Source organism: Salinivibrio sp. HTSP (genome assembly GCF_003390965.1).
Lineage (GTDB): Bacteria > Pseudomonadota > Gammaproteobacteria > Enterobacterales > Vibrionaceae > Salinivibrio > Salinivibrio kushneri.
This window is the reverse complement of the sequence record NZ_PXUD01000006.1, coordinates 22,496-41,060: the sequence shown is the minus strand read 5'-3', so window position 1 is coordinate 41,060 and position 18,565 is coordinate 22,496. Positions and strand designations below refer to the sequence as shown.

The 18,565-nt window shown below is 52.5% G+C and carries 15 protein-coding genes; 9 read left to right on the top strand and 6 right to left on the bottom strand.

Annotation, left to right across the window (positions count from 1 at the left end):
- Positions 1-58: 58 nt before the first annotated feature.
- Positions 59-1,468, bottom strand: coding sequence for a glutamate--ammonia ligase (gene glnA / locus C7A19_RS01360; RefSeq protein WP_069360794.1), 1,410 nt, complete (start codon positions 1,466-1,468; stop codon positions 59-61).
- A 517-nt stretch (positions 1,469-1,985) separates the two neighbouring features.
- Between glnA and typA the strand changes: the two genes are divergently transcribed.
- Positions 1,986-3,812, top strand: a complete 1,827-nt coding sequence (typA, locus tag C7A19_RS01355; protein WP_069360795.1) for a translational GTPase TypA — start codon at positions 1,986-1,988, stop codon at positions 3,810-3,812.
- A gap of 66 nt (positions 3,813-3,878) precedes the next feature.
- Here the strand turns inward: typA and C7A19_RS01350 are convergent, their stop codons facing one another.
- Positions 3,879-4,514: a DUF2959 family protein gene (locus C7A19_RS01350; RefSeq protein WP_235614238.1), complete on the bottom strand. Its 636-nt coding sequence runs from the start codon at positions 4,512-4,514 to the stop codon at positions 3,879-3,881.
- A gap of 70 nt (positions 4,515-4,584) precedes the next feature.
- Between C7A19_RS01350 and C7A19_RS01345 the strand changes: the two genes are divergently transcribed.
- From C7A19_RS01345 to C7A19_RS01335, 3 genes are read left to right on the top strand one after another with little or no spacing between them, the layout of a single operon-like run.
- Positions 4,585-5,520 (top strand): virulence factor BrkB family protein, encoded by a 936-nt coding sequence (locus C7A19_RS01345; RefSeq protein ID WP_116643953.1) that lies wholly within the window; start codon positions 4,585-4,587, stop codon positions 5,518-5,520.
- On the top strand, positions 5,492-5,926 hold the full coding sequence (dtd, locus tag C7A19_RS01340; RefSeq protein ID WP_116643952.1) for a D-aminoacyl-tRNA deacylase: 435 nt from the start codon (positions 5,492-5,494) through the stop codon (positions 5,924-5,926). The genes C7A19_RS01345 and dtd overlap by 29 nt, the downstream gene beginning before the upstream one ends.
- A gap of 26 nt (positions 5,927-5,952) precedes the next feature.
- Positions 5,953-6,897, top strand: coding sequence for a bifunctional GNAT family N-acetyltransferase/hotdog fold thioesterase (locus C7A19_RS01335; protein ID WP_102505927.1), 945 nt, complete (start codon positions 5,953-5,955; stop codon positions 6,895-6,897).
- Here C7A19_RS01335 and C7A19_RS01330 read toward each other — a convergent pair.
- From C7A19_RS01330 to hslR, 4 genes are all read right to left on the bottom strand, one after another.
- The gene (locus tag C7A19_RS01330; RefSeq protein ID WP_116643951.1) at positions 6,894-8,738 is read right to left on the bottom strand and encodes an AsmA family protein; all 1,845 of its coding nucleotides are present in this window, start codon (positions 8,736-8,738) and stop codon (positions 6,894-6,896) included. The genes C7A19_RS01335 and C7A19_RS01330 overlap by 4 nt on opposite strands.
- Positions 8,739-8,864: 126 nt before the next feature.
- Positions 8,865-10,493, bottom strand: coding sequence for a phosphoenolpyruvate carboxykinase (ATP) (gene pckA / locus C7A19_RS01325; RefSeq protein ID WP_116643950.1), 1,629 nt, complete (start codon positions 10,491-10,493; stop codon positions 8,865-8,867).
- Between the two features lie 322 nt (positions 10,494-10,815).
- Positions 10,816-11,691, bottom strand: a complete 876-nt coding sequence (gene hslO / locus C7A19_RS01320; protein WP_069360801.1) for an Hsp33 family molecular chaperone HslO — start codon at positions 11,689-11,691, stop codon at positions 10,816-10,818.
- 34 nt (positions 11,692-11,725) lie between these two features.
- A complete protein-coding gene (hslR, locus tag C7A19_RS01315) occupies positions 11,726-12,130 on the bottom strand; it encodes a ribosome-associated heat shock protein Hsp15 (protein ID WP_100297981.1) in 405 nt (134 codons plus the stop codon).
- A 226-nt stretch (positions 12,131-12,356) separates the two neighbouring features.
- Here hslR and gspC point away from each other — a divergent pair, with 226 nt between their 5' ends.
- From gspC to gspG, 5 genes are read left to right on the top strand one after another with little or no spacing between them, the layout of a single operon-like run.
- Positions 12,357-13,283: a type II secretion system protein GspC gene (gene gspC, locus C7A19_RS01310; RefSeq protein WP_116643949.1), complete on the top strand. Its 927-nt coding sequence runs from the start codon at positions 12,357-12,359 to the stop codon at positions 13,281-13,283.
- A gap of 56 nt (positions 13,284-13,339) precedes the next feature.
- Complete coding sequence (gene gspD / locus C7A19_RS01305; protein WP_201264051.1) at positions 13,340-15,334, top strand: type II secretion system secretin GspD; 1,995 nt, start codon at positions 13,340-13,342, stop codon at positions 15,332-15,334.
- On the top strand, positions 15,331-16,866 hold the full coding sequence (gene gspE, locus C7A19_RS01300; RefSeq protein WP_116643947.1) for a type II secretion system ATPase GspE: 1,536 nt from the start codon (positions 15,331-15,333) through the stop codon (positions 16,864-16,866). The genes gspD and gspE overlap by 4 nt, the downstream gene beginning before the upstream one ends.
- Positions 16,866-18,101 (top strand): type II secretion system inner membrane protein GspF, encoded by a 1,236-nt coding sequence (gspF, locus tag C7A19_RS01295; RefSeq protein WP_077659645.1) that lies wholly within the window; start codon positions 16,866-16,868, stop codon positions 18,099-18,101. Before gspE ends, gspF begins: the two co-directional genes overlap by 1 nt.
- 28 nt (positions 18,102-18,129) lie before the next feature.
- The gene (gene gspG / locus C7A19_RS01290) at positions 18,130-18,564 is read left to right on the top strand and encodes a type II secretion system major pseudopilin GspG (protein WP_069360806.1); all 435 of its coding nucleotides are present in this window, start codon (positions 18,130-18,132) and stop codon (positions 18,562-18,564) included.
- Position 18,565: the final 1 nt, after the last annotated feature.

Here is an 18,565-nt window from a genome sequence, read left to right as displayed (position 1 = left end):
TAAAAAGCACAAAAAAGCCCACCTGCGAGGTGGGCTACAATTTGGATTGTTTGCGCGCTTATACCGAGTAGTACAGCTCGAATTCCACGGGATGAGTGGTCATTTGGATACGCTCAACATCTTCGCCCTTCAGCGCGATGTAAGAGTCAATGAAGTCATCCGAGAACACACCACCAGCGGTTAGGAACTCGCGGTCATCGTCAAGGGCCTGTAGTGCCTCTTTAAGGGACTCAGCGACGGTTGGGATTTCCGCTGCTTCTTCTGCAGGCAAGTCGTACAAGTCTTTATCCATGGCATCGCCAGGGTGGATCTTGTTTTTAATCCCGTCGAGGCCAGCCATTAGCATGGCGGCGAAGCAGAGATAAGGGTTGGCCGTTGGATCGGCAAAGCGCAGCTCAATACGGCGAGCTTTCGGGCTCGGCACCACTGGGATACGGATTGATGCTGAGCGGTTACGTGCCGAGTAAGCCAACATAACCGGCGCTTCAAAGCCTGGGACCAGACGCTTATACGAGTTGGTTGAGGCGTTGGCGAAGGCGTTGATCGCACGTGCGTGTTTGATGACACCGCCAATATAATACAGCGCGGTTTCAGACAAGCCGCCATATTTATCACCGGCAAACAGGTTTTGCCCATCTTTGGCAAGCGACTGGTGGACGTGCATCCCTGAGCCGTTGTCACCAACCAGTGGCTTAGGCATAAAGGTTGCCGTTTTACCAAAGGCGTGCGCAACGTTATGCACCACGTATTTGTAGATTTGGATTTCGTCGGCTTTGGTGGTCAAGGTGTTGAAACGGGTAGCAATTTCATTCTGACCTGCTGTCGCCACCTCGTGGTGGTGCGCTTCAACCACTAGGCCCATTTCTTCCATCACTAATGACATGGCAGAGCGGATGTCTTGTGATGAGTCAACGGGGGCAACCGGGAAGTAGCCGCCTTTTACGCCTGGACGGTGACCTTTGTTTCCCCCTTCGAGGGCGGTACCTGAGTTCCAGCTTGCCTCGACGTCGTCAATTTTATAGAACGAGCCGGCCATATCGGTGGCAAATTTAACGTCATCGAATAAGAAGAACTCTGGTTCAGGACCGATCAATACGGTGTCGGCGATGCCAGATGCGCGCATGTAATCTTCTGCACGTTTAGCAATCGAGCGAGGATCGCGGTCGTAGCCTTGCATGGTTGAGGGCTCGAGAATGTCACAACGGATATTCAGGGTGCTTTCCTCGGTAAAGGGGTCAAGCACGGCCGAACTGGCGTCTGGCATCATCACCATGTCTGATTCATTAATGCCTTTCCAGCCCGCAACCGATGAGCCATCAAACATTTTACCTTCTTCAAAGAAGTCATCATCAATTTGATGCGAGGGGATAGAAACATGTTGCTCTTTACCTTTGGTATCGGTAAAGCGCAGGTCGATGAATTTCACCTCGTTTTCTTGGATCAGTGCGAGCACGTTTTCTACTGACATGTGAAATAACCTCCGGTGTCAAATTGAGTAAATAGCGCGTTGGCTCCTTGCTGCATGACAAAGCGAAAATCGTGCCAACAATTTTAAACCGCGCCAAACGGCGTTTAACGCGATAAAATCGTGTGCAGCCTTGTTCAAAAGCGTGCAGTTTGCACCATTATGGTGCTCCTTTGATCGCATCTGGTGCAAGGGGCAAAGACGGTGCGTCGCTTTGCACGAGATGCGTGCATGCGTCGCCCCCCTCTTTGTAGCAGACATTACATGACAAGAGTGTGGGCGGTCTTTAAAAATTCATTTTTTCCCCAATCACGATGAATCCTTGTATTTGCACAATAAATAACCAGTTGTGCCCGGGTGAAACCCGGGGGACGGTGAGCCAATTCACATAATAAGGTGGGTTTTGCGACAAAATCTGGTACATTACGGCCGTTTTTTTAATCAGGTGGCGGTGCCGTCGTGTTAGCATAGCTTGCCAACTTCGGCGCGCGCCCCGTCTATCGAGTGAAAAAGAGAGTCCATGACCAACATACAGACAGATAAATTAAGAAATATCGCCATTATTGCCCACGTTGACCACGGTAAAACCACGCTAGTGGATAAGCTGCTGCAGCAATCCGGTACGCTGGCTTCCCGCGGTGAGGTGGAAGAGCGTGTCATGGACTCAAACGACATTGAGAAAGAGCGTGGCATTACCATCTTGGCCAAGAACACGGCCATTAACTGGAATGACTACCGCATTAACATCGTTGATACGCCGGGACACGCCGACTTTGGTGGTGAAGTTGAGCGCATCATGTCGATGGTTGATTCGGTATTGCTGGTGGTGGACGCAGTAGACGGTCCAATGCCGCAAACTCGTTTTGTGACCCAAAAAGCCTTCTCTCATGGCCTAAAGCCGATTGTGGTTATCAACAAGATTGACCGCCCAGGTGCGCGCCCGGATTGGGTGATGGATCAAGTGTTTGATTTGTTTGACACATTAGGTGCATCCGATGAGCAATTGGATTTCCAAGTGGTTTATGCGTCAGCCCTTAATGGCTGGGCGAGTCTAGAAGAAACCACAGAAGGCGAGGATATGGAGCCGCTGTTCAACGCGATCGTTGATAACGTTGACGCGCCTGACGTTGATATCACCACGCCGCTACAAATGCAGGTGTCTCAGCTGGACTACAACTCCTATGTGGGGGTTATTGGCGTGGGTCGTATCACCCGAGGTTCGGTTAAGCCGAATCAGCAAGTGACGATTGTAAGCGCCGATGGCAGCAAGCGTAATGGCAAAGTGGGCAGTGTTTTAGGCTACATGGGCCTTGAGCGTCATGACGTTGATGAAGCCTCTGCCGGCGACATTATTGCGATTACCGGTTTGGGTGAGCTGAAAATCTCAGACACGATTTGCGATCCAAGCAATGTGGAAGCGCTGCCTGCACTGACTGTGGATGAGCCCACTGTGACCATGACTTTCCAGGTCAATACCTCACCGTTTGCAGGGCTGGAAGGTAAATACGTCACTTCACGTAACATTCTCGAGCGTCTGCAAAAAGAGTTGGTTCACAACGTGGCACTGCGCGTCGAAGAGACAGATAACCCGGATAAATTCCGTGTCTCTGGTCGTGGTGAATTGCACCTGTCGATTTTGATCGAGAACATGCGCCGTGAAGGCTTTGAGCTGGCGGTATCGCGCCCAGAAGTGATCATCAAAGAAGAAAACGGCGAGAAACTCGAACCGTTTGAGACGGTGACCATTGACGTACTGGAAGAGCATCAAGGTGGCGTGATGGAAAGCATCGGCCTGCGTAAAGGTGAGCTGACGAACATGCTGCCAGACGGCAAAGGCCGTGTGCGTATGGACTTTGTGATGCCATCTCGTGGCCTGATTGGTTTCCAAACAGAGTTCTTAACGCTGACCTCGGGCTCAGGCCTGATTTATCATACCTTTGACCATTACGGTAAGTACAAAGGCGGAGATATTGGCCAGCGCATTAATGGTGTGTTGATCTCAAACGCAGCGGGTAAAGCACTGACTTACGCTCTATTTAACTTGCAAGACCGCGGACGCTTGTTTGCCGAGCACGGTGACGAAGTATACGAAGGTCAGGTGATTGGTATTCATAATCGTGCCAACGATCTGACAGTTAACTGTTTGAAAGGTAAGCAGCTGACCAACGTTCGTGCCTCAGGGACCGATGACGCGCAGGTATTGAGCCCAGCGATCAAGTACACCTTGGAGCAGGCGCTTGAGTTTATCGATGATGATGAACTGGTTGAAGCGACGCCGGAGAGCATTCGTATCCGTAAGAAGCTATTGACCGAAACCGAGCGTAAGCGCGCAGGTCGTAAAGGTTAATCACCCGGGCATCACGCGCGATATGGACAAAGGGCACCCTCGGGTGCCTTTTTTATTGGCTAGCGTTTAATTGAGGGTTTGGATAAAGCGATTTGACGCTTGGATGGCGCGTTGCATGTCAGCGACTGCGCGGTCTATCTCGCCCGAAAGGGCATCCAGCTCACCTTGTAACGCACCAATTGCGCGGGCATTGAGGTTGTGTTTGAGATAAAGCCGGTTATCTTGCAGCGTGTTCATTACCGGTGTCATGGTTTGTTCGGCACGACGCATGGCATCACGCAGTCGCTCGTATTCCTCACGAGTCTGGCGTAAGCGCTGCTCACTATCACGCTGCAGGCGTTGATTGGTGTACAAGTCTAATTCGTCTTCCCACTCATCAAACAACGCTTCAGAGACAGACTCAAGGGCATCGATGCGTTCACGCACGCGGGTAACGGCTTCATGGCTTGTTTGATACTGGCTATCCACTGCGTCGTAGGCGGCTTGTAGCTCCCCACCGTCAAACTGGGTGAGCTGGCTCAAAGCTTGCCGTGCATTTTTAAACTGAGATTGCGCCGCTTGCTGCGCATCAGCCGCGTCTTCGACTCTGTCGACCATGATATCGCGTTTATGGATGCCCACTTGCTCCATGGCTGAGTAATAGGCAGACTGACAGCCGGTGAGTAGGGTTAAGCCGATAGCAAACAGAAAGATAACCCGCACAGGCAACTCCTTAATCATAAATCATGTACACTCATTACGCTTAAGGCTAACACAAGGTTAAGGTGGAAGGATGCGCAAAATTGGGATCCTGGATGAGAAGACGTGGTGTCATCACCGTGATTGGTTGATGGCGATGCTGGCCCATTTATGGCGGCGTATGGGCGAAGATCGGCTCACGGTGAGTGCGGGCCATATGGCGTATGTCACGCTGCTATCCCTTGTGCCGTTAGTGACGGTGGTGTTATCCGCCTTTTCGAGTTTCCCTGGCTTTTCCGAGGTGGGAGAGACCTTACAGCAGTTTGTGATCAACAACTTTGTGCCGGCGGCTGGCGAGGTGGTTGCACGCTACCTTAATGAGTTTGTGGCCAATGCCGGTAAAATGACGGCAGTGGGGGTGAGCTTTTTGTTTGTGGTGGCCATTATGCTTATTTCGGCGATCGATAAGAGCTTGAACCACACCTTTAAGATTCAGACCAAGCGACCCACAATGATCGCCTTTTCCATCTATTGGATGGTGCTGACCTTAGGGCCGATTCTTATTGGCACCAGTATTGCATTGAGCTCCTATCTTACCTCGCTGTCGTTATTACAAAGCGGGATTGCCAACGATTTATTTACCACCTTACTACGCATTTTGCCCTTTATCCTGACCACATTGACCTTCACGGGGCTTTATACCTTGGTGCCCAATACGCGCGTGCGTCTGCGTCATGCCTTTGTGGGAGCGGCGGTGGCCAGTATCCTGTTTGAATTAAGCAAGAAAGTCTTCGCCTTGTATGTCACCCATTTTCCGTCGTATCAACTGATTTATGGCGCGTTGGCAGTGATCCCGATTCTCTTTGTCTGGGTGTATTTTAGTTGGTGTATCGTATTGTTTGGTGCCCAAGTGACGGCGACGCTGAGAGAATCTGAACGCTGGTGGTCGCGCGCTCAAGATGCGTCATCTGTTCCTTTAACCATGGAAAAAGAGGAAACCCATGATCGCCCTCATTCAACGCGTGAGTGAAGCCAGTGTGACCGTAGAAGGTAAGACGCTAGGCTGTATAGGAAAAGGCTTGGTGGTGCTGCTAGGGGTCGAAAAAGGCGACACCGAGACTCAGGCAGCCAAACTGGCGCATAAAGTGCGCGGTTATCGTGTCTTTGAAGACGACGAAGGAAAAATGAACCTCAATGTGTCACAGGCGGGAGGCGAGTTACTGGTGGTCTCTCAGTTCACCCTCGCGGCTGACACGAAAAAAGGAATGCGTCCAAGTTTTTCAGGCGCATCACCCGCCGACGCTGAACGCCTGTATGAGGTGTTTTGTCACGATTGTCAGCAGGCCGGCGTGAAGACGCAAACCGGTCAGTTTGCCGCGGATATGAAAGTCAGCTTGGTCAATGATGGGCCGGTGACTTTCTGGCTTCAGGTATAATGTGCGCCTAACAGGGAGAGATAGGCATGTTTAAAATCGTCACGCCACGCACAGAGCAAGAGCTTGAGCGTTATTATGACTTTCGCTATCGCATGTTGCGAGAGCCTTGGCATGCGCCGCGCGGCTCAGAGCGCGATGCCTATGATGGCAATGCCTGTCATCGAATGATTGTCGACAGTGACGATGATCCCGTCGCCATCGGGCGTCTTTACTTAACCCCAGACAATGATGGACAGATCCGCTATATGGCGGTCTCTCCCGATTTTCGTAATCGTGGCCTCGGGGCGCTCATATTAATGGCGCTGGAGTCGTTAGCGCGGCAAGAGGGAGCCAAGCGTCTTGTGTGTAGTGCCCGAGAAGAGGCGGTGAGCTTTTATGCACAACACGACTTTGTGCGTCAGGGAGATCTCAGTGATGAACGCGGGCCGATCCGTCATCAACAGATGGTGAAACCTTTAGACCCTTTGTCTGATGTGGTGCGTCATCCTGAGTGGTGTACCGAACTGCAGCAGCGCTGGCAAGAGCAAATCCCCATCAGTGATAAAATGGGGGTACAGATCAGCCAATTCACCGGCTATCACTTTGAAGTGTGTGCCAATTTAAATGCCAACCTGAATCCACGTCATACCATGTTTGCGGGCAGTATTTTTAGTCTTGCTACGCTCGCGGGGTGGGGGATGGTATGGCTGTTGATGAAAGAGCGCCAACTCAGCGCGGATATCGTCCTCGCAGACAGCCATATTCGCTATCGCCGCCCGGTGGCAGAACGGCCAAGGGCGAGTGTCTCGCTGGATAACTTGAGCGGTGAGCTGGATAGGCTGGAAAATGGTCGCCGCGCGCGTGTCACGCTCGACGTTGAGTTTTTTAGTGGCGACGATAAGGCCGGCGTGTTTACCGGCACTTACGTACTGCTGCCATCAGACGATGGCGCCACCGCACAGCCTGCGCCTCAGTTGGCACTATTGCGTTAACGCACCCTTGGGGTGGCGGTTTGATAAATCGGCCAATCAATCGATACGGATGTCTCCCCCTGAAGAATGCCCGTGATATCGCCACGATCGGCTTTTAGAGAAAGTTGAGCAAATGGGAACGACTGTGACTGACGCTGTTTGGCCGGCGTTTTTTGAAACCACTCAGAAATTCGCGCTGGCCAGCCTTTATCTGGCATGACATCCGCGTGGCCATCTAATAGGGTGGCAGCGAGTGTGCCACTTAAGCCCACGTTGAAACTTTCAGTATCAGACGCCAGCCCAGACCATTGCCCTTGAAGATCGTGAAATCCGCTTAAAGGCAGCGGCCAGTTGAACCATGATTGATAAAGGGATAAGGGGACGTTGAGGCCGTCAACCTGGAATGACCACGGTAGGCTCGGTGTGTTGTAGTTCCACTGGCCAGAGGCCGCCAATTGCCCGTCAGGAAAGCCCAATAGTAATTGACGTAAGTTGACGTGACCGTCGTTCGCTTCTAACCGCAAATAAGGCTCTGCTAGCCATTGTTGGTTGATGCTGGCATAGCTGGCGCTTGCGGTGAGCGTGCCATCACGCAGTTGCCACTGTTGGTCGCGACTGACACGCAGGTCGCGACCGTCAATATCAATGCCATCCACTTTGACGGGAAACTGCGGCGATAACGCCAACCACTCATTGTGTTTGAGCGACAGATCGGTCACGACGATATGGTGCGGCCAATCTGGCAATGCGCTTATCAGCGGGCTAAGCCGTTCGCGGCTGAGAGTGAGGCCATTCGCGCGTAGCCTATCTATTTGCCAAGTCTGGGGAGAAAATTGGCCGGAAATCGCGATAAACCCTTCGTGCCACTGGCTGGTGAGTTGGTTGACTATCCAATTGTCACCGCGACGTTCCAGCTCCCCTAGAGGCTGCTCCCACGTGTGTCCTTGCCAACGGATATAGTCGGCATTAAACGAAGCGCGTAGCTGAGGCTGATGCCACCAAGGCGACTGAGGCGAAAACACTAATTGTTCCGCTGACAAGGTCAGGGCATTAACCGATAGCCGATCTGTTTCGGCACTGAGTTGGCGAACGTCGGCACGATCGATGGTGAGTTGGGTGTCGGACGGCCAATGTGACAAGGCCTCGCGAAGCTGCTGTTGTGTTTGCTCACTGTCTACGATGGCATTGCTAATGGTCAATTGGCTCAAGGCGAGTGCACCAGGTTGCCATTGCCCTTGGGCGCTAAAGGCCGCACGTTGCCATTGAAATGAGAGCCCATTCAGTTGCCACCCTTTAGAGGAGGGAGTGGCATCCAGAAGCGCATGAGAGAGCGTGAGGCCGTGCCAATCGATATGTTTGGCTTCCCATTGTGCGCGACCACGGACCGACCCCCATGGTGAGTCGCCCTTTTGCCATTCATCAAGCTGGGCACTCACGTGGCGCGCTTGCCAACCTTGCCCAATGAGATCTAAGTCGTTGAACAAGACACGGCCGATTTGCACAGACGCAGGCAACATATCTAGGCTAGGCGGCGGCGTGCTCTCAGTCAGATCGATAGCCAGACCATCAACCCGCAGCCAATGAATGCGTGGCAATCGCGTGGCATCGAGCTGCACGCGCAGCCGGTCGGCTTGCCAATGTTGGGGACCGACGCGATAGCTAGGCTTGGTGAGGGTCAAACTCAGTGGTTGACGCCAATGATAGACCACCTGTTTGGCGGAGAGATCGCCTGGCAGCCAAGGCGAGACAACATGATGAAACAGCGCGGTGCTATAACGCGTGTGAAAGAGAACTGCTAACACCAATAATGCGGTGACACAGAGAATGAAAAAGCTGGCGAACAGTTTGGCCAGGATGCGCATGAACCAACCCTATCAAGGCAATCAGTAGCAATAAGACTGGCGCAAAAGTGCCGTAACTTCAACTATTAGCCAGTATAACCGTGGGGGAGGTGGCCCCGTATCGCACGCACGATACGGGGCAGGGGGTTAGTCTAGCTTGGGACCCGCTGAGACCAGTGCGGCCCCTTCGGGGGTATCGGTATATTTTTCAAAGTTATCGATAAAGCGCTGTGCCAGATCTTTGGCTTTGCTCTCCCACTGAAGGGGATCGACATAGGTATCACGCGGGTCAAGAATGCCGTCGCTCACTTCGTCGAGTGAGGTGGGCACTTCCAAATTAAAGATTGGAATTGACTTGGTCTCCGCTTTTTCGATGGAGCCATCTAAAATCGCGTCAATGATCGCCCGCGTATCTTTGATGGAGATCCGCTTGCCTGAGCCGTTCCAGCCCGTGTTGACTAAATAGGCTTCCGCGCCGGCGGCTTCCATGCGTTTGACCAACACCTCGGCATACTTGGTGGGATGCAAGGTCAAGAAGGCGGCACCAAAGGCGGCAGAAAACGCAGGTGTCGGCTCGGTAATGCCACGCTCCGTGCCTGCAAGCTTCGCCGTAAACCCTGACAAGAAGTGGTACTTGGTTTGCTCTGGGGTCAGCTTAGACACGGGGGGCAGCACACCAAACGCATCCGCCGACAAGAAAATCACCTTGTTTGCATGGCCGCCTTTCGACACCGGCTTAACGATATTGTCGATGTGATAAATCGGATACGAGACACGGGTATTTTCTGTTTTGGTGTTATCGTCAAAGTCGATGGCGCCATTGCCGCGAACGGTGACGTTTTCCAGCAACGCATCCCGGCGAATGGCGTTGTAAATATCAGGCTCTGCCTCTTTCGATAGCTTGATGGTTTTCGCGTAGCACCCGCCTTCGAAGTTAAACACACCATGGTCGTCCCAGCCGTGTTCATCATCACCAATCAGCTGGCGTTTGGGATCCGTAGAGAGGGTGGTTTTCCCGGTGCCGGATAAACCAAAGAAGATGGCGACGTCGCCGTCTTTACCCATGTTGGCCGAGCAGTGCATCGACGCGATATCTTGCAGTGGCAAGAAGTAATTCATCATCGCGAACATGCCTTTTTTCATCTCGCCGCCGTACCAGGTGCCGCCGATGAGCTGCATGCGTTCGGTGAGGTTGAAAACGGTAAAGTTTTCCGAGTTCAGACCCTGCTCGCGCCATTTGGTATTGACGCATTTGGCACCGTTCATCACCACGAAGTCGGGCTCAAAGTCTTTCAGCTCTTCCTTGGTTGGGCGGATAAACATGTTTTTGACGAAGTGCGCTTGCCAGGCTACCTCGGTGATCACGCGAATACGCAGACGAGTGTTCGGGTTGGCACCGCAATAGCCATCAATCACAAACAGGCGTTTGCCTGATAACTGATCAGTGACGAGAGCTTTAAGATCCTTCCATACTGCTTGGTCAATCGGCTTGTTGTCGTTTTTGCCTTGATCAGACCACCAGACGGTATCGCGCGTGGTATCGTCGCGGACGATATATTTATCTTTTGGTGAGCGGCCGGTAAAAATACCCGTATCTACCGCCACCGCGCCGAGCTCGGTCACCACGCCTTTTTCATAGCCTTCCAGCCCAGGTTTGGTTTCTTCCTCGAACAGTTGCTCATAAGAGGGGTTACGGATGACTTCTTTGACATTTTCCAGACCATGACAGGAAAGATCGATGTCAGCGACCTCGGGTTCGACGTTCAGGACAGTCATAGGTGCTCCTTGGGGTAAGATGTTGTTAACTGTCTTTGTGCTAGCAACCTGAAAATGTGACTTCAGGGACTGACTCCATACAAGACGGCACACTGGGGTTATTTTGATTGTAGGGTACGGACCACCAGGTGCCATGTCATAGACATGGTAACGCTTAGTTAATCGTTTGCGCTACCCAAAGACCTATTATTGTTTGTACAAAAATAATGCGAGAAAAAATGTGAGTTAAGTCGGGTAGGTATAAGAAAAAAGCCAGCATAATGCTGGCTTTTGAACTCCGTCAGCTGGATTTGCTTCGGAGCGCTAAATATGTAGCACGCTGTTATTGCATTTGTGAGGAAGAGTCCGCGTTTTGCTCGAAAATGGCTGCCACATCAACACTATCGAAAGCGTAGTCTGTGCCACAATAATCGCAATGCAAATGAATGGTTCCCATTTCTGCCACCATTTTATCCACTTCGCTGCGCTCAATAGCGGCGATGGCGCTGGCACTGCGCTCACGTGAGCAGCTGCATTTGAATACCACCTCTTGTGCGGGATACAGCGTGACTTTTTCCTGGTGGTACAAACGATGCAGCACATCTTTAGCAGGCAAGCTAAATAGCTCTTCGTTTTTGATGGTGTCGGTAAGCTGAGCAAGGTGTTCAAAATCGCCCTCGTCGCCTTTGCCGTCGGGGAGCACCTGTAGCATCATCCCCGCCGCATGCGGTTTACCTTCATGCTCACCCGTACGCAACCAAAGGCGGGTCATCAGTTGCTCTGAACGGGCGAAGTAATCTTCAAGACAGGCTTGTAAGCTGTCAGATTCCAGACCGACAATACCTTGATAGCGTTCACCGTCGACAGGCTCGATGGTGATGATGAGTTGGCCTTTCCCCATCATCTCCGGCAAAGTCGCATCGTCTTTGATGTCGCCTTTGACGCGCGCGGTACCACGCAGCTGTTGGTGATGATCCCCATTAATCACCGCGAGAGAGACAGGGCCATCGCCTTGCAGTTGCACTGTGATTGAGCCGTTAAACTTGAGTGTCGCGGTCAATAAGCTAGTCGCGGCAAGCATCTCTCCCAGCAAGGCATTGACCGGTGCCGGGAAATCTTGGTTTTCCAGTATGCGCTGATAGGTGTCATCGAGCTTAACCAGCTCACCACGCACAGACACATCTTCAAATAGGTAACGGTGTAGTTGATCGTTTGACATGCAATTTCTCTCCGGCAATGGCGCGATCGCGGCCTTAGTCTATGCCTTGTTTAAACTTACGAATATCTCGGCGTTGCTTTTTATCCGGTCGCCCATCGGGACGCGGATTGTGTGCGTTTAAGCGACGCATTTCTGACTCGTGCTCGCGCTTGGCGAGGCTGCTCTCGGTTTCTTGGTACAGAGTTTGCGCGATCGGCGCTCCCTGTCGCTGCTCTGAAAGTGCCATAACCGTGACGGTTTTTTCATCATGGCCTTGGCGAAGGCGGATTTCTGCCCCAACCTCTACCATTTTACTCGGCTTAGCACGCTGGCCATTGTACTGCACTTTGCCGCCATCTATCATGTTACGCGCAACGGAGCGCGTTTTGTAAAAGCGGGCGGCCCACAGCCACTTGTCCAACCTGACCGCCGTCAAAGGCGTTGATGTGTGGTTTTTCATCATCCAACTCCTGCGCAATCTGGATCGGCGACATTAGCACAAAATTTACTTTAGAGCAGTATCACAGCATCGCGGTTCCGCTGCCCGTCCAGTCGATGACTTCGATAAAATACCGGTCTATGACTGAAAAAGTCTCACTATCACAATGCGTTTTTGCTAGCATGCCCAGCTTTTCGTAATCTAATGATGGAACTTGCTGGCAAAAAAAGCCATCAATGGATAAACGGTGACCCAAATTGGTTTAAAAGGCATGATCTCTCAGGCAGGACGCCAACATAATCGCTTCTCTTTGTCGCCACAAACACTGCGTCGCGCTGCCCCTTGGCTCAATATTGGCCTGGTCTGCGTGCTCGCATGGTTGGCAGGTCGTCTGGTGTGGGCTTTTTATCAGCCTGCGCCTCCTACGCAGTCGCCTGTGGTGCACGAAGCGTCCACCTCTCAATCACCCGGGAACAGGCTGTCTCTTGCATCTGTGATCAATGCCCAGCTTTTCGGGCGTTATCAAGCCTCGAAGGCGCAGCGTCGACAAGCAGTGAGCGAGGTGCCGGAAACACGCTTGCAATTAACCTTGGTAGGGGTGGTGGCCAGTGACCAACCATCCCGCGCGTTGGCGGTGATCGCCAATCGCGGCCAGCAGGCCACCTATGGGGTGGGTGAGCAGGTAAACGGCACCCAAGTCAGTATTGACCAGGTGTTGTCAGATCGGGTGATCTTACGCCAGGGAACACGGCGAGAGGCATTGTTGATGCCAGGCGTAGAGGCGGATAGCACGCCGCAAACCGTCTTTTCACCGTCAAAAGGGGAGGTAGCGCCCCCAAAGCCCACGCCCCATGAGGGAGCCAGCACTGACTGGCCGGTCAATCTTGCGCAGCAGCTCAATCAAAATCCTCAGCGTCTATTTGATTATGTGCAGCTCGCGCAAGTGGGGGATGCCAAGGCGCTGAAAGGCTTTCGTCTCACCCCTGGGAAAAACCCGGTGTTGTTTGAACAATCTGGGTTGCAACCAGGAGACATCGCGATTGCGATTAATGGCCTCAAGCTCAGTCGTTCGGTGGCACTGCCTGACATTCTCAGTCGCATTCAACAACAGGGCACGCTTGATCTGGTGGTCGAGCGGCAAGGACAGCAACATGACATCTCGATTCAATTATAAATTACAACCACCGCTGCGCGCGGCAGTAGGAGCGTGACGTGAATTTAAGGCAACGACTGATCCCCTATTTCATCGCTGTGACTTTTCTTTTCTCTGGGCTGTCGGCGAGCGCGGCGGAATTCAGTGCATCATTTAAAGGCACTGACATTCAGGAATTTATTGAAATTGTGGGCCGTAACCTAGAAAAGACCATCATTGTCGATCCCTCCGTGAGAGGCACAGTTAACGTACGTAGCTACAACACGTTGACCGAAGCGCAGTACTACCAATTTTTCCTCAATGTCTTGGAAGTATATGGCTTTGCCGTGGTGGAAATGGATAACGGTGTCGTCAAGGTGGTACGCGACAAAGATGCCAAAACGTCGCCCGTGCCTGTGGTGGGTGAAGCCGATAACGTGGTGGGCGATGAAGTTGTCACGCGAGTAGTGGCGGTAAAAAACGTCTCGGTGCGTGAGTTGTCGCCGCTGTTACGTCAGCTTATCAATAATGCCGGGGCGGGAAATGTGGTGCACTATGATCCGGCCAATGTGATCATGATTACCGGACGTGCCGCGGTGGTGAATCGCTTAACCGATATTATTCAGCGCGTCGATCAGGCTGGTGATAAAAAAGTCGAAGTCGTGCGTCTTGATCACGCGTCAGCCGCGGAAATGGTGCGGATTGTCGACACCCTCAATAAGCGTGACAACGCTAACACCCGCCCTGAGCTATTAGAACCACGCATTGTCGCCGATGAGCGCCTGAATGCGGTGTTGGTTTCTGGTGAGCCTAAAGTCCGTGAACGGGTGATTGAACTTATCAAACAACTCGACCAAGAAATGGCGACCACGGGCAATAGTCGCGTGATTTATCTTCGCTACGCCAAAGCGGAAGACGTGGTAGATGTATTACAGGGCGTTTCGGATAATCTTCTGAAAGAAAAAGAGAAAAACGCCAAGCCGAGCGTGAATGATCAAGCAGTACAAATCTCCTCGCATCAAGGGACCAACTCGCTGGTAATTACCGCCCCGCCCGATATTTTAAAAACCCTGGAAAGCGTGATTTCCCAGCTCGATATTCGCCGCGCACAAGTGTTGATTGAAGCGCTGATTGTGGAAATGTCTGAAACCGATGGGGCGAACCTCGGCGTACAGTGGGGCTCGCTGGAAAACGGCGGCATTCAGTTTAATAACACAGGTGTCGGCATTTCTAGTTACCTCGGCGGCCAAGAAGCCACTAAAGATAGAACGCGCACGGAAACGCGTGTCATCGACGGTGTTGAAACGCCAGTCGAAGTAACCGAATCAGGCGACTACTCGGCGCTTAATGAAGTCTTAGGTGGCTTAAATGGCTTGGCGGCTGGCGTGGTCATGGGCGATTGGACCGCTTTGGTGACGGCAGTGGCCTCGAACAATGAATCCAATATTCTGTCTTCGCCCAATCTGATGGTACTGGATAACCAAGAAGCCTCGTTTGTGGTGGGGGAAGAAGTGCCCGTCATCACCGGCTCGCAAACGGGCTCGAACAATGACAACCCGTTCCAAACCGTTGAGCGTAAAGATGTGGGCATCAAACTGAAAGTGACCCCGCAAATCAATGAAGGCTCGGCGGTGCTATTGGATATTGAGCAGGAAGTGTCCAATGTATTGGGTGCCAGTGGCGCAGTGGATGTGCGTTTTGGTAAGCGCCAGTTGACCACCTCTGTGATGGTGGGTGACCAACAGATGATTGTGCTAAGTGGTTTGATTGACGAACGTACGGTCGAAAGTGAATCCAAGGTGCCACTATTAGGGGATATTCCCGTGTTAGGGCATTTGTTTAAGTCGACCTCGACCGAAACCGAAAAGAAAAACCTGATGCTGTTTATTAAGCCGACCATTATCCGTACTGGTTTGACCGCGGATGGTGTGACGCAGCGTAAATACAATTATATCCGCGCCGAGCAATTACAGCGCGCCCAAGAGGGTGTGAAGCTAATGCCCGACGCTGAGAAACCGGTGCTGCCGGACTACAACAGCGAGGCGGTGATGCCTGCCGAGGTACGCGCGCTAAAAGCGGAGCTAGCAGGATGAGCGAGCGCGCGGCAGAGCTCAGCCGAGATCCAAACGCTGCTTGGCAATTACCGTTTGGCTTTGCCCGTCGTCATGGGGTGATATTACTCAATGACACTGAGGGTAGCGAGCGCGCGCGCTTGCTGTGCTTGTCCTCCGTAACGCCAGAGACCTTAGCAGAAGTACAACGGGTGTTAGGGGGTAGCTTAGCACCTGAAATCGTCTCGGACAGTGACTTTGACCAACACCTCACCCGTTTGTATCAACGTGATAGCGCCGATGCCCAACAGTTAATGGCGGATATTGGCGCTGATGCAGACAGTGATGATTTTTTCTCTCTCGCGGAGGAATTGCCACAAAGCGAAGACCTGCTGGAATCGGAAGATGATGCGCCGATCATCAAGCTCATCAACGCGATGATGGGGGAAGCGATCAAAGAAAGTGCGTCTGATATCCATATTGAAACCTTTGAGCATGCGTTATCGATTCGCTTCCGCGTCGATGGGGTGTTACGAGAAGTGCTCTCGCCGAGTCGCAAACTGGCACCGCTGTTAGTCTCTCGAGTGAAAGTGATGGCCAAGCTGGATATTGCCGAAAAACGCGTACCGCAAGATGGCCGTATTTCCGTCCGTATTGGTGGTCGTGCGGTGGATGTCAGGGTGTCGACCATGCCCTCCTCCCATGGCGAGCGCGTGGTCATGCGTTTACTCGATAAGCATGCGGTCCAGCTTGACTTAGCCCAGCTAGGTATGGCGCCTGACCTTCACCAAGGGTTCCGAGCGCTTATTCACAAGCCTCATGGTATTTTGTTGGTTACTGGGCCGACCGGGTCGGGGAAATCCACCACCCTATATGCTGGGTTACAAACCATTAACAGTGAGGATCGTAATATTCTCACCGTTGAAGATCCGATCGAGTTCGATCTGGCCGGGATCGGGCAAACTCAGGTAAACCCCAAAGTCGATATGACCTTCGCGAGAGGGCTGCGTGCGATGTTGCGCCAAGATCCTGACGTGGTAATGGTGGGGGAAATTCGCGACTTAGAAACCGCTCAAATTGCAGTTCAAGCCTCCCTGACCGGCCATTTGGTGATGTCCACATTACATACCAACACCGCGATAGGGGCGGTGACCCGCTTGCGCGATATGGGGATTGAGCCTTTCTTGCTTTCATCATCGTTACTCGGGGTATTAGCACAGCGCTTGGTTCGTACGCTGTGTGAACACTGCCGTGTGCCCTATCAAGCCGACGACACGCAGCAACAATTGTTTGTGGATGTGGGGCTTGCTGATCAAGGCGATTCCATCACCTTTTATAAACCCAGTGGTTGTGAGCATTGCCACCAAAAAGGCTATCGCGGCCGCACCGGGATCCATGAACTGTTGACCGTGGATGAGAAGGTACAAGCGCTGATTCATCATGATGCCGGTGAGCATGCCATCGAGGAAGCCGTGCGAGCGCAAAGCCCCAGCATTCGCTATGACGGCTTGGCCAAAGTGCTGAACGGGGAAACCACCCTGGAAGAAGTGATGCGAGTGACCAAGGAGAGTTAATGGCTGCCTTTGACTACCAAGCACTGGACGCGCGAGGACGTAAACGCAAGGGCGTGATTGAAGCCGATACGGCACGTCAAGCGCGACAGCAATTGCGCGATAAGGGCTTTACTCCTCTCGAGGTCCAGGCCACGACCCGTCAGCGTGCGACACAAAAAAGCACGGCCTCTCAACCACTTTTTCGTCAGCGCGGACGCGGTATTAGCACCCAGGAGCTATCGCTAATCACCCGTCAGTTGGCGACCTTGATTGAGGCGGCGATGCCTCTGGAGGAGTGCTTAAAAGCGGTGGCAGAGCAGGCCGAGAAACCGCGAATTGGCAGCATGATGACCAGTGTGCGCGCGCGAGTGATGGAAGGGTATACACTCGCCGATGCCTTGGCGGACTACCCGCAGGTGTTCGATGAACTCTACCGGGCGATGATTTCGGCGGGTGAAAAAGCGGGCCATTTGGGCACTGTGCTTGAGCGGCTGGCTGACTATGTGGAAAACCGTCAACGCATTCAAGCGACCTTGCTGCAAGCCATGCTGTACCCGGCGATTTTGACCTTTTTTTCGGTGTTGATTGTCGCCTTCCTGTTGGCCACCGTGGTGCCTGATATCGTCGGTCAATTTGTCCAAACCGGGCAATCACTGCCCGCATCAACTCAGTTTCTCTTAAACGCCAGTGACTTTATTACCCAGTGGGGCGTGTGGGTAGTCAGTGGGCTAGCCCTTGTCAGTATGGGTATTCGTTGGTTATTGAAAGACACGCAAAGGCGCTTGGCTTGGGATAAGCAAAAGCTTTCTCTGCCCATTCTTGGCCGTGTTGCTCGCGGCCTCAATACATCGCGTTTTGCTCGTACCTTAGCGATTTGCACCGCCAGTGCGATCCCCTTGTTGGACGGAATGAAGGTTGCCGCGCAAGTGATCACTAACCAGTATGTGCGCAAACGGGTATTAGAGGCCGCCGATAAAGTGCGTGAGGGGGCCAGTTTGCGTGTTGCGCTTGACCAATCCGGGCTGTTTCCGCCGATGATGCTGCATATGATTGCTAGCGGCGAGCGCAGTGGAGAATTGGAGCCGATGCTCTCACGCGCAGCCGACAACCAAGACAAAGATTTTGAGGCGCAAGTGAATGTTGCCTTAGGGATATTTGGCCCGTTAATGATTGTACTGATGGCCGGATTAGTGCTTTTTATTGTGGTGGCCACCTTGATGCCAATCATTGCCATGAACGACATGGTGGGTTTGTGATTTGAATAATTTAAACAAGGAGAAAGCGATGCGTCGTCAACAAGGTTTCACCCTGCTCGAGATCATGGTGGTGGTGGTGATTATTGGGTTACTCGCCAGTTTTGTTGCCCCTAACTTACTGGGCAACAAAGACAAAGCCGCGGTGAAAAAAGCGGTGGCGGATGTCAGCGCGCTCGAAAATGCGCTGGATATGTACAAACTGGATAACAACCAGTATCCCACTACCGACCAAGGCTTAGACGCGCTAGTGACCCAGCCGCAAAGTGAGCCGGTGCCCCGCAATTATCCGGCACAAGGCTACATCAAGCGTTTACCGCAAGACCCATGGAATAACGATTATCGCTATGTCAGCCCAGGCGAGCACGGAGTGGTCGATATCTTTTCTCTAGGCGCTGATGGTCAAGAAGGCGGGGAAGGGGTTAACCAAGACATTGGTAACTGGAACCTCAACGAGCTGCAATAAA

Bases quoted from the DNA above. Each gene is read 5' to 3' on its own strand.
- glnA (WP_069360794.1), bottom strand. From the start codon at position 1,468: ATGTCAGTAGAAAACGTGCTCGCACTGATCCAAGAAAACGAGGTGAAA.
- typA (WP_069360795.1), top strand. From the start codon at position 1,986: ATGACCAACATACAGACAGATAAATTAAGAAATATCGCCATTATTGCC.
- C7A19_RS01345 (WP_116643953.1), top strand. From the start codon at position 4,585: ATGCGCAAAATTGGGATCCTGGATGAGAAGACGTGGTGTCATCACCGT.
- dtd (WP_116643952.1), top strand. From the start codon at position 5,492: ATGATCGCCCTCATTCAACGCGTGAGTGAAGCCAGTGTGACCGTAGAA.
- C7A19_RS01335 (WP_102505927.1), top strand. From the start codon at position 5,953: ATGTTTAAAATCGTCACGCCACGCACAGAGCAAGAGCTTGAGCGTTAT.
- C7A19_RS01330 (WP_116643951.1), bottom strand. From the start codon at position 8,738: ATGCGCATCCTGGCCAAACTGTTCGCCAGCTTTTTCATTCTCTGTGTC.
- pckA (WP_116643950.1), bottom strand. From the start codon at position 10,493: ATGACTGTCCTGAACGTCGAACCCGAGGTCGCTGACATCGATCTTTCC.
- hslO (WP_069360801.1), bottom strand. From the start codon at position 11,691: ATGTCAAACGATCAACTACACCGTTACCTATTTGAAGATGTGTCTGTG.
- hslR (WP_100297981.1), bottom strand. From the start codon at position 12,130: ATGAAAAACCACACATCAACGCCTTTGACGGCGGTCAGGTTGGACAAG.
- gspE (WP_116643947.1), top strand. From the start codon at position 15,331: ATGAGCGAGCGCGCGGCAGAGCTCAGCCGAGATCCAAACGCTGCTTGG.
- gspF (WP_077659645.1), top strand. From the start codon at position 16,866: ATGGCTGCCTTTGACTACCAAGCACTGGACGCGCGAGGACGTAAACGC.
- gspG (WP_069360806.1), top strand. From the start codon at position 18,130: ATGCGTCGTCAACAAGGTTTCACCCTGCTCGAGATCATGGTGGTGGTG.